Below are 12,618 nucleotides of genomic sequence, written 5' to 3'. Positions count from 1 at the left end.
ATGAAAGATCTACCTTTTTTCGGAACATACGCATTATTGGGGGTTCTTTTATTAGGTAGCCCCCTTATAGACTCGGGGCAGCTATTCTCTAGCCTAACAGCGCAGAAAGTCTTTTGGATTCAGCTCATCGCACTTTTCCTCGCTATTACATTCTTATTATCGTTACTTTTTCACAATGGTCGAATCTTCTATGCATGGACTTGGATAGATACCCTGCCAATCGTATGCTTTGTCTGGATCCTCCTAGCCTATCCTTATTCCATAGACCCGGAGCCGGAAAAAATTCTATTTATCGAGCAGGTTATTGTCTTATGGTATGTTTTTAGGTACATAACGCACAGGTTTCCGGTTCTCAATGGATATTATCTATCCATCTTCCTATCCATTGGACTTATTGAAGCGATATGGGGCTTCCGGCAATTACAGGATTGGGAGTATTCGAATCATTCTTTATTCCGTTTAACCGGCTCTTTCTTCAACCCGGGGCCTTATTCCGGATATTTAGCGGTAACGCTACCGATCGCTTTGGGAATCTCGCTGAAACAACCCAAACGGAATATCTTATATTATTTCTCTACGGTATGTGTACTGGCAATAATCATAGTTCTTCCGGCCGGAATGAGCCGGTCAGCATGGATAGCGGCTCTTGGCGCTTGCCTTTGGGTGTACGCTATGTACCGAATGGACTGGAAGCGGATCAAACAAAGAATAAGACAGCATAAAAGGTTTTACATAATAGGTGGTATTCTTGGATGTGTTTTGCTCTCAGGAAGTAGCACATTCCTTTACACCTTAAAAAAAGATTCTGCGGACGGAAGGTTCCTGATGTGGAAGATCACGGCAAAAGCGATACAGAAACAACCGATTACAGGTACCGGCCTAGGTGGGTTCCCTGCCGCTTACGCAGAGACACAAGCGGAATACATGGCTTCGGGAAAGGCTACCGAACAGGAGAAGTGGGTCGCAGGATGTCCGGAATATGCTTTCAACGAATATCTACAGATTGGATTGGAACAGGGAGTCGTAGGGCTGGCTCTATTTACCGCATGGCTGGGACTTCTATTCTATAAAGGAATAAAGAATAAGAGGTATGCTTGTTGCGGGGGATTGATGTCGCTAGCTATATTCGCTTTCTCTTCCTATCCATTACAATTGCCGGAGTTCTGGATCGTATTGATATTCCTAGGGGCAATGAGCGTAACGCCGGACAAGGATGAGATCCATGAGAACCAAGCCGAATCTAATGGCCATAGATGGGGCAAACGCATATTTCTTATGGGAATCGCTATCCTTGGAATAGGTTTGTTCTGGATGCAAAAAGATTATTATAGGGCTTATCAAAAATGGAGCAAGGCGCAAATGTTTTACAAGAATAAAGCTTACGAAGCGGCCTTGGAAGTATATGAACCTTTGTATCCATTATTGAAGCATAAACCGGAATTCCTTTTCGAGGCCGCTCAATGCCTAAACAAGACCGGACGATACGAGAAAGCGAATGAATATCTGGAAAGAGCTGTCTTATTAAGCTCCGATCCCATGCTTTATTACGTAATGGCTAAAAATGAGCAGTGTTTAGGTAAATACCGACAAGCGGAAAAGCACCTGTTACATGCCATTGATATTTTACCGGAACGTATCTATCCGTATTATCTGTTAATGAATCTTTATATGGAACCATCTTATTTTCAACCTGCAAAATTGAAAATGGCGATTGATTCCATATTAACTAAGAAACCCAAAGTGGAAAGTTCCGCTATTAAAGAAATGAAAGAGAAAGCACGAAGTATGTTAAACAACACATCAATATGAATGCAATATCCTTATTTTTATGGCAATTACGACTATATCGTAATAATAAATACTTATATTTGCGAATGACAAATTGTACAAACCGATCAATCTTACGAGTATGAAGTACTATAAATTGTTGACCTTTACACTTTTATTCTGTTTAAGCGCATGCGACGGAGAAAAGAAGGATACAGATGCCACACAGGATTCCGTAGAAACCGTATTGCCGGATGAGGCAAACGAAGTCACGATCATGACCTTGAAGCAAACGGAGTTTAATCATGAATTGATCAGTAATGGTAAATTATCCGCTCGTAAGATGGTGGACTTGCGATTTGAATCGGCAGAGCCGATCGCTCGCATTTACGTGAAGAATGGAGACCGGGTAAGTAAAGGGCAAAAAATAGCGGAACTCTCCACGTTCCGGCTCATGAACAAAACAGCGCAAGCCAAAGACGCCTTGGAGAAAGCGAAACTTGAATTAAAAGATGTATTGATCGGCCAAGGATATATGCTGGAAGACTCAGCGAAAGTCCCGCCGGCGACGCTCAACCTGGCACGAGTAAAAAGTGGATATGATCTGGCGCTCGCCCAATATCAACTTGCGCAATACGAGGAACAGAACGCGACGTTAATAGCACCTTTCGATGGCATTATCGCAAACCTTTTCGCCAAACAAGAGAACGTGGCGTCTACGACGGACGTATTCTGCACCGTCATCGATCCTCATAGCCTGGAGGCCTCTTTCACCGTATTGGAAAGTGAGTTACCGCTCATCCAAAACGGAGATAAAGTGGAAGTGACCCCTTTCACTACCACTAGCCTAAAAACAGAAGGACGTATATCCGAGATCAATCCGGTTGTGGATGAGAACGGGATGGTACAGGTAAAAGCGGCGGTAACCAGCAAGGGTAAATTATTCGAAGGCATGAATGTACGGGTTAGCGTACAACGTTCGCTTGGGAAGCAATTGGTCGTACCTAAAACTGCCGTGGTATTACGTTCCGGAAAACAAGTCATATTTACTTTAGTGGATGAACACGCTTACTGGAACTATGTGCGTACTGGACTGGAAAACGCAGATAGTTACACCCTCTTGGAAGGATTGAAAGAAGGTGATGTCGTGATTACAAGCGGCAATATTAATCTGGCGCATGAGTCACCGGTCAAGGTAATTGAAAATTGAGAATTGAAAATTAGTTGATATGGTTCGTTTCCTGCTACAACGTCCGATAGCGGTATTGATGGCTTTTACGGCTTGCTTTATCGTGGGGTTGGTGACTTATTTCACCATACCGGTATCTTTATTGCCTGATATCGCCATACCTGAGATTACCGTTCAGGTCTCCGGACAAAACACGTCTGCCCGGGAATTGGAAAATACTGTCGTGAAACCGATTCGTTTGCAATTGATGCAAGTGGCAGGATTACGGGATATTCATAGCGAGACTCGTGATGGAGCGGGTATTATTCGTCTCAGCTTTGACTTTGGCACGAACACGGATCTTGCCTTTATAGAAGTCAATGAGAAAATAGACGCTGCCATGAATTACCTGCCCCGCGAAGTGGAACGTCCGCGGGTAGTCAAGGCGAGCGCTACGGACATTCCGGTGTTTTGCCTCAATCTCACACTCAAGACAATTGAGAATGGAGAAATGAAAATTGAAAATTCACAATCCACTTCCCCTAATTCTCAATCTTCAATTCTCCATTCTCAATTAGAAAGCGATGCCGCTTTCCTCGATCTTTGCCAATTTGCGGAAACAGTAATCAAACGAAGGATCGAGCAATTACCGGAAGTCGCAATGGTGGATATCACGGGTATATTAGGACGGCAATTACAGATCGTACCGGATATGAAGCTTTTGGAAATGGCTGATATCACATTAAATGATTTGGAATCGGCCTTGTCTGCCAACAATATTGAGCCGGGAAGCATGACCGTACGGGACGGCTATTATGAGTACAATATCAAATTCTCTACCTTATTACGTACACCGGAAGACGTACAAAACATTTACATCCGGAAAAATGACCGTATCTTCCAGATAAAAGATCTGGCAAAAGTAGCTGTCGTACCGGAAAAAGAGACCGGTTTATCGCTAGCCAACGGGAAAAGAGCCGTTACATTAGCCGTTATCAAGCAAGCGGACGAGAATATGGACAATATGAAAGAGGCGCTCGCCGAGGTGACCGATTATTTTGAGTCTATCTACCCGGATATTGAATTTACGATCACAAGAAACCAGACCGAGTTATTGGATTATACGATTTCCAACCTCAAACAGAACCTATCGTTAGGTTTCCTATTTATCTGCATCGTGGCGATCCTTTTCCTTGGAGACGTAAAAAGCCCTGCGGTAATCGGATTAAGTATGGTGGTCAGTATCGTTATCTGTTTCTTGTTTTTCTACCTTTTCAATATGTCCTTAAATATCATTTCCCTATCCGGCTTGATTCTGGCATTGGGTATGATGATAGACAGTTCCATCATCGTGACCGAGAACATCATGCAATACCGGACGAAAGGAGACAGTCTGGAAGAGGCTTGCATTAAAGGAACCACCGAGGTTATTACGCCTATGCTCAGCTCTACGCTCACTACGATCGCCGTATTCGTACCTTTGGTATTTATGAGTGGTATAGCGGGAGCGATTTTCTTCGATCAGGCGTTTGCCGTTACGGTCGGTTTAATGGTCTCTTATTTCACCGGGATCATGTTACTGCCTGTACTTTACAAATTAGTCTACAGCGTACCGGAGATCAAGCATTCCTTTTTCAACCTGAAAATAAACAATTTGATCAAGGAGCATACGCTGGACCGGTTCTATGACGAAGGTGTTGATTTCATATTCAGGCATAAGAGCACCAGCCTATTGTTCGTAGCCGTCACCATCCCCCTTTGCGCGATCCTATTCTATATGATCCCTAAAAGCCGGATGCCGGAAATCGATCAGAATGAGTTAATCGCACATGTTGAATGGAACGAGAACATTCATATTGATGAAAATAGAAAGAGAGTCACAGAGTTATTTGGCGAGGCCGACCGGTTAGGCGCACAACACACGGCCTATATCGGACAGCAACAATTCCTGCTTAACCGAGACCGGGAATTATCCATCTCGGAGGTAGAACTTTACTTCAAGACGGAAAAGACCGACGCTATCGCTCCTTTACAACAAGAAATCTCCGCTTGGATAAAACGAAATTATCCGGCAGCCGTATTATCGTTCTCTCCACCGGAGACCGTGTTCGAGAAACTGTTCGTGACCGGCGAGGCCGATATCGTAGCCGAGTTCTATGCCCGTAATAAAGAACAAGCCCCGGATGCCCCGACTTTGCAAAAACTAGAGAAAACACTAGCGAGTAAGACCGGTATCGCTCCCGTTGGCGTAGCTTTCGAGAATCAATTAAACATATCCATAGACCATCAGAAACTATTGCTTTATAATATCTCTTACGAAGAGGTCTACCGGGTACTTAAGACGGCCTTCAAGGAAAATGAAGTCGCCACCTTACGCTCCTACCAACAGTATCTACCGATCACGCTCGCCGGAAACGAGCAAACGGTCGACCAGATCTTACAAAAGACCTTAATCCGTACACAACCGGGCGAAAATCAAAAGACGAACTATGTCCCTCTTAGCACGGTAACAAAGATTGCTCCCGGAGAAGACTTGAAGACGCTCACCGCGGGAAAGAACGGAGAATACATTCCTTTCAGCTTCTATCAAGTAGAAAACGCGGAGCAGTTGATGGAAAATATCCGGGAGCTCGTACGCGGCGAATCCAAGGATAAGACAAATTGGGACATCGATTTCTCGGGAAGCTTCTTCTCGAACCGGCAAATGCTGAATGAATTGGTAGTCATCTTATTCATATCCATTCTCTTGATGTATTTTATCCTAGCGGCACAATTCGAGAGTTTCTTGCAACCCTTGATCGTCCTGCTGGAGATACCGATAGACGTAGCCGCCTCCTTACTGGTATTATGGATATGCGGGCATACCTTAAACCTGATGAGCGCGATCGGTATCGTGGTAACTTGCGGTATCATCATAAACGACTCTATCTTGAAACTGGACGCAATCAATGAGCTGCGGAAAGAAGGTGTACCCCTGATGGAAGCGATCCACGAGGCCGGTCGCCGCCGTCTTCGACCGATTATCATGACCTCATTGACAACTATATTCGGTATGGTACCGCTACTATTCACGTTCGATATGGGAAGTGAGTTGCAAAAGCCGCTCTCTATCGCCATGATCTCGGCGATGCTGATCGGTACGGCAGTCAGTTTATTTATCATTCCTTTGATTTACTGGTTTATCTATAGGAGACATGCATTATGAGAAAAAGATACAAAAGGACATTCCTGGCTTTATATGTGTTCTGTTCGTTACTAGCCGGAGAAGTATCGGCCCAATCGCTCGTCCTTTCCCTTGAGAAGACGATCTCATTGGCCGCCGATAGCTCGCTGGAGGCTTTTCGTACGAAAAACCTATTCTTGTCCGGTTACTGGGAGTTCCGTAATTACAAAGCGGAGCGACTGCCCAGTCTTACGTTGAATATCACGCCCGCCGAATACTACCGGGATATCACGAAACGATACGATTCGGAGAAAGATATCGACGAATACCGTAAGCAACAGTCCTTTTACGCGGGAGGAAACTTAAAAATCAAGCAGAACTTCGATATGCTGGGTGGTAGTTTCTTCGTGGACACAGATCTGGGGTATATGCGCTATTTCGGATCGAATACTTACAATCAGTTCACCTCCGTTCCAATCCGTATCGGATATAGCCAAGATTTATTGGGATACAACCCTTTCCGATGGGAGAAAAAGATTGAACCTCTAAAATACGAGAAAGTAAAGAAAGAGTTACTTTACAATATCGAGACTGTCAGCGAGCAAGCCACCACCTACTTTTTCTCTTTAGCCATGGCTCAAGTAGAATATGATATGGCCAAAGAAAATGTAGCCACCACCGATACGTTATACCGTACCGGCCAAGAGCGGCATAAGATCGCGGCTATTAGTCAAGCGGATTTACTGACGCTCAAGCTGGATGCGATCAATGCCCGCAATACCTTGCAAAACGCCGATATAGCCTTGAAACGAGCCATGTTCAGTTTGGCCTCGTATCTGAATTTCGATAAGAATACGGAGATACGGCTCCGGTTGCCGTCACGCCCCCATGATATGAATATTCCGGTAGATCAGGCACTGGCATTAGCCCGGGAGAATAACCCTAAATTCTTGGAAGTACAGCAAGATGTGCTAGAAGCCGAGCAACAAGTGGATAAGACCAAAAAAGAAACCTTATTCAACGCCTCCTTGAATGCCAGTATCGGTTTCAACCAAGTAGCGACCCAATTTAAGGAAGTCTACAAGAATCCGTTACAACAAGACCTAGTATCGATCTCCATCTCTATCCCCCTTATAGACTGGGGAGTACGGAAGGGCAAATACAATATAGCCAAAAGCAATCTGAATGTTACGCAAATATCCGCACGGCAGACAGAAGTCACTTTGGAGGAAGACGTAATCATGACCGTCAGCGATTTCAATGTACAACAAAACCTGATCGCCAGCGCCGAAGAAGCCTTAGACATCGCTATCATGGCCTATAACGAGACCAAGCAACGTTTCATGATCGGCAAAGCGGATATCAATAGCCTTACGCTCTCCTTGAACCGCCAGCAGGAAGCGCAGCGTAATTATATCACGGCCTTGCAAAATTATTGGTTGAGCTATTACAAAATACGCAAGCTCACCTTACATGATTTCGAGACTGGCATCTCATTAGCCAACGAATTTGATTACGAGCATGGGTTCTAAGCCGAACATATCATCCTTTACGATCATCGTCACCTTCCTTTGCGTCGCATTGGCGGGGATCGCTTTCGTGCCTTTATTGCCGATCAAGCTATCTCCCTCCCGCACGTTGCCGAAGTTGAGTATCAGCTATAATATGCCCTCCAACTCAGCAAGGGTTATCGAGATGGAGGTAACCTCCCGGTTGGAGGCGATGCTTGCCCGTATCAAAGGAATCAAAGAGATTTCCTCGACCTCGGGAAACGGATGGGGAAGGATTACCTTGGAACTGGATAAACATACGAATATAGATGCCGCACGTTTCGAGGCCTCAACCATTGTAAGGCAGACGTGGCCGGATCTTCCGGAGGAATTAAGTTATCCGATCTTAGAGATGAGCCGTCCGGACGACAAGGAATCACGCCCGTTCATGAGCTATACCTTGAACGCTTCCGCCACCCCGATATTCATCCAGCGATTCGCCGAGGATCAGATAAAGCCCCGGCTTAGTAGCGTGCAAGGTATTTATCGTATCGACGTGAGCGGAGCGACCCCGATGGAATGGCGCCTGGAATACGATAGCCGCCAACTACGAGACCTGGGGATCACGATAGAGGATATCCAATCGGCAATCAGCCAATATTATAAGAAAGAGTTCCTCGGCACCGCCAATATGGGAAAAGGGAGTGCCGGCAAGGAATGGATTCGTTTGGCGTTGATGCCGGAAAAGACCACGAACGGGTTCGAGCCATCGCATATCACCGTCGCGAACAAAGACGGTAGCTTAATCCGGTTGGATCAATTGATAAAAGTAACCCGGCAGGAAGAGGCTCCGCAAAGCTACTACCGGATCAATGGCTTAAACTCTATCTACCTGTCTATCCGAGCGGAAGAGACGGCCAACCAGTTGCAATTAGCCCAAAAAGTGAAGGAAGAGATGGAGCATATCCGCACTTTGCTTCCTCCCGGTTACGAGATCCACACCAGTTACGACGCTACCGAATTTATCCAAGAAGAATTGGATAAGATCTACGTCCGCACGGGCTTGACCATCTTGATCCTCTTGCTTTTCGTTCTGCTGATCACCCGGAACGTGCGTTATCTGTTCTTGATCATCATCAGTTTAAGTATCAATCTGTGCATAGCCGTTATCCTTTATTATTTATTGGGGCTGGAGATGCAATTGTACTCGTTGGCGGGTATCACGATCTCTCTCAGCTTGGTGATCGATAATACAATCGTGATGACCGACCATATCCGGCACCATCAAGACCGGAAAGCGTTCTTGTCTATCCTGGCGGCAACCTTGACGACTATGGGTGCCCTCGTGATTATCTTCTTCTTGGATGAGAAGATACGGTTGAATTTACAGGATTTCGCCGCTGTCGTGATCATTAATCTGGCCGTATCTTTATTCATCGCATTATTCTTGGTTCCGGCATTGATCGATAAGATGAATTTGCACCGGAAGAAAGTCGCATCTTCTTCCCCTAAAGCCCGGGGGCATTGGAAACAACATCCGGTGGTCCGTCCGGTACGGTCGTTCATACACCGTTTCCCGGTCTATTTCTCTCGGTATTACCGGGCGCAGATCCGTTTCCTTTGCCATTGGAAAAAGCTGGCTTGTGTGATTCTGGTATTGGCTTTCGGGCTGCCGATATTTTTATTGCCGGAGAAGATCGAGCCGGAAGAGAAGGATCTATCCGCAAGAGACTCTTTGTGGATCGCCCGCTACAATGAATTCGCGGCGAAAGATATTTGGAAGGAAACGATAAAGCCTATCGTCGATAAGAGCTTAGGAGGCACCTTGCGCCTGTTTGTCCAAAAGGTGTACGAGGGAAGTTATTTTACCCGGAACGAGGAAACCGTATTAAGTATCAGCGCTTCCATGCCGAACGGTACGACCCTTGATCAAATGAACCACTTGATCAACCGCATGGAGGCTTATCTGAGTACTTACAAGGAAATACGGCAATTCCAGACCAGTATCTACAACGCACGCCAAGCCAGTATTAACGTGTACTTCACCCGCGAGAACGAGCGGAGTGGCTTCCCCTATACCCTGAAAAGCAGGGTGATCAGCAAAGCGCTGGAGCTAGGCGGCGGAAGTTGGGGCGTATGGGGACTTATGGATCAAGGTTTCAGCAATGATGTCCGCGAGAACGCGGGCTCGTTCCGCATCGAGATGTACGGATATAATTATGACGAGCTATACGAATGGGCGGAGAAACTGCGGGAGAAATTGCTTACGTACCGCCGTATCAAGGAGGTATTGATCAATTCCGAGTTTTCTTGGTGGAAGGATGATTATCAGGAATTCTACTTCAACTTGAATAAAGCCCGCATGGCGCAAGCGGATATATTGCCGATCGACTTATTCGCGTCTATCCGGCCCGTTTTCGGTAAAGATATCTACGCCGGTACCATCGTCGTTGACAACGAGACGGAAAAGCTAAAACTTTCTTCCCGCCAATCGAAGGAGTTCGATATATGGAGTATGCAATATGTACCTCAAACCATCCGCGATAAATCCTATAAGCTATCCGAACTCGCTGCCGTCGAGAAAAGCCAGACCCCTCAACAGATAGCGAAAGTAAACCAGCAATACAGGCTTTGCTTGCAATATGAGTATATCGGCGCTTCCTCACAAGGCGAGAAAATCCAGAAAAGGGAACTCAGGGAGTTTAACAAGATCTTGCCTATGGGATATACGGCGAAAGCGGAAAAGAACTATTGGTCATGGGATCAGAAAGACAATAAACAATATGCGCTGTTGTTCTTGATCATCGTTATTATATTCTTCACGACCAGTATCTTGTTTAATTCCTTGAAACAACCGTTGGCGGTCATTTTTGTCATACCGATCTCTTATATCGGGGTATTCCTCACCTTCTATTGGTTCAAGCTGAATTTCGATCAAGGAGGATTCGCCTCCTTCGTTCTATTATGCGGTATCACGGTAAACGCCAGTATCTATATCTTAAACGAATATAACCAAATTCGGGAACGGATACCCGCTATCTCCCCGATCCGTGCTTATCTAAAGGCATGGAACGCCAAGATCACGCCGATATTCCTAACCGTCATATCGACCATACTCGGATTTATCCCGTTCATGCTAGGCACCGATAAAGAAGCCTTTTGGTTCCCGCTCGCCGCCGGAACGATAGGCGGCCTTATCATGTCTATCCTAGGCATCTTCCTCTATTTACCGATATTTACGTTGAAGAAAGAACAGTATTAAACAAGAATACGTATCTTTAACGGGTAAATCGTTAATCAAATTCATTAAACTTATGAGACACATAAATTATTTAGTATTGCTTTTGGTGGCTTGCTGCGTAGGCGCTTGCAGTTCCCCGAGAAATGATACAAAAGATGCTTACCCGATGTTCTGGACCTGGTTGGATTACCGGCCCGGAATGAATTTCGATTCCATCTGTACGATCATGAATGAGGCGGGGATAGACGGTGTCATGCTAAACGCCCCTACTCCGGATGATTACCGGGCCGCTATTCCCATCGCCCAGAAACATGGGATAGAGGTCTACGCTTGGTTATGGACGATGAATCTGGAACATGACCGGGAGGCTATCTTAAAAGAACATCCCGAATGGTTCAGCGTAAACCGTAACGGACAAAGCTTGGCCGATACGACCGCTTACGTGGATTACTACAAATTTATGTGCCCCGCCTTACCCGAGGTACGGGAGTTTATCAAGAAGAAAATAGAGGCTTACTGCGAGGTGGAAGGCTTGAACGGTATCTCTATCGACTACAACCGTTTCGTGGACGTTATCCTGCCGACTACCCTTTGGCCGAAATACGGTATCGTGCAAGACCAAGAATATCCGCAATGGGATTTTGGCTATCACCCGGCTATGATCGAGAAGTTCAAGGCCGCTTACGGATACGATCCAAGGGAACAAGATGATCCCTCGCAAGACGAGAAATGGTTGCAATTCCGCTGTGACCAGATCACCGAGGTAGCCAATATGATCGCCGATGTGGTTCACTCCCATGGAAAGAAAATGGCAGCCTCTCCTTTCCCAACGCCCAAGATGGCTTCCAAAATGGTTCGTCAGGACTGGGGCAAATGGAATCTGGACATTGTCTTCCCCATGGTGTACCATAACTTCTACACGGAAGACATCAGTTTTATCTCAGACTGTATGATAGAGGATGTACGGGATAAGAACCCGAAAACTACGCTTTACTGCGGCTTAATGGTTTCAGACGATATGCAAGCCAGCATGGACGCCGCGCTGAATCATGGAGCGGAAGGAATCTCTATCTTTACCGTATCGGCCTTACGCACTCCGGAAAGCCGTGCGATGTTCAAGGCTTACGCGGATAGCGTCCGTGCGGTCCGTGCCGAGAACAATGGGGTGAACCCGGCTTTATCCAAGAGCACCAAAGTAACGAATCCTTTCGAGAACATGGATATCTTGAACATGATAAACGCAAAGATCAAGGAGCTCACCAATGTACCTATCCCGAATATCGCCGATTACAAACTGGTAAAAGAGCAAGGCGCCACGAAATACTACGAGGTCAAAGAGCTGAACACAGGAAAGACATTCTGCGTAGACTTTTACTTCTACGGAGGTATCCTTTCCGGATGGAATGTAACGGTTAAATAAGTACTTGATAATAGTTATTTTTATGCGGCCTACCTCGTAAATCCGTAAGTAGGCCGCATACGCGAACACCCCTATTCCTGAACGCTGAAGCAAACACACACACCCGAATGGCTTTCCCTTCTTTCGTTATCCCCTCGACAGTCACCGTATATTCTCCCGGCAAATCGGACGTGTAAAAAGGAAGAGTCAAGACCGGTTTACCTCCGGCTTGTACATTCGGCATCCATGAGAGCATCCGTATACCCAGGTTATCCAACAAATATCGAGGCCCAACCAGACAATTAAACCGTAAACACCGTATCTGTCTTCATTTTATATCTACATTTGCGGAAAAACGATCATTTAATCCGGAAAACACCACGATAACAA

The 12,618-nt window shown here is 45.8% G+C and carries 7 protein-coding genes; 6 read left to right on the top strand and 1 reads right to left on the bottom strand.

What is annotated here, in order from left to right:
* From Q0110_RS07875 to Q0110_RS07850, 6 genes are all read left to right on the top strand, one after another.
* Positions 1–1,809, top strand: coding sequence for an O-antigen ligase family protein (locus Q0110_RS07875; RefSeq protein ID WP_297905368.1), 1,809 nt, complete (start codon positions 1–3; stop codon positions 1,807–1,809).
* 100 nt (positions 1,810–1,909) lie between these two features.
* On the top strand, positions 1,910–2,977 hold the full coding sequence (locus Q0110_RS07870) for an efflux RND transporter periplasmic adaptor subunit (protein WP_297905365.1): 1,068 nt from the start codon (positions 1,910–1,912) through the stop codon (positions 2,975–2,977).
* 19 nt (positions 2,978–2,996) lie between these two features.
* Entirely contained in the window at positions 2,997–6,140 is a 3,144-nt protein-coding gene (locus Q0110_RS07865; protein WP_297905362.1) for an efflux RND transporter permease subunit, read from the top strand.
* Complete coding sequence (locus tag Q0110_RS07860) at positions 6,137–7,630, top strand: TolC family protein (protein ID WP_297905359.1); 1,494 nt, start codon at positions 6,137–6,139, stop codon at positions 7,628–7,630. Before Q0110_RS07865 ends, Q0110_RS07860 begins: the two co-directional genes overlap by 4 nt.
* Entirely contained in the window at positions 7,620–10,850 is a 3,231-nt protein-coding gene (locus Q0110_RS07855) for an efflux RND transporter permease subunit (protein WP_297905456.1), read from the top strand. Before Q0110_RS07860 ends, Q0110_RS07855 begins: the two co-directional genes overlap by 11 nt.
* Before the next feature lie 52 nt (positions 10,851–10,902).
* A complete protein-coding gene (locus Q0110_RS07850) occupies positions 10,903–12,249 on the top strand; it encodes a family 10 glycosylhydrolase (RefSeq protein ID WP_297905356.1) in 1,347 nt (448 codons plus the stop codon).
* Here Q0110_RS07850 and Q0110_RS07845 read toward each other — a convergent pair.
* Complete coding sequence (locus tag Q0110_RS07845) at positions 12,242–12,484, bottom strand: hypothetical protein (protein WP_297905353.1); 243 nt, start codon at positions 12,482–12,484, stop codon at positions 12,242–12,244. The genes Q0110_RS07850 and Q0110_RS07845 overlap by 8 nt on opposite strands.
* Between the last annotated feature and the right edge of the window lie 134 nt (positions 12,485–12,618).

The organism is uncultured Parabacteroides sp. (assembly GCF_947855115.1).
Lineage (GTDB): Bacteria > Bacteroidota > Bacteroidia > Bacteroidales > Tannerellaceae > Parabacteroides.
This window is presented reverse-complemented; position numbering and strand designations above follow the sequence as displayed.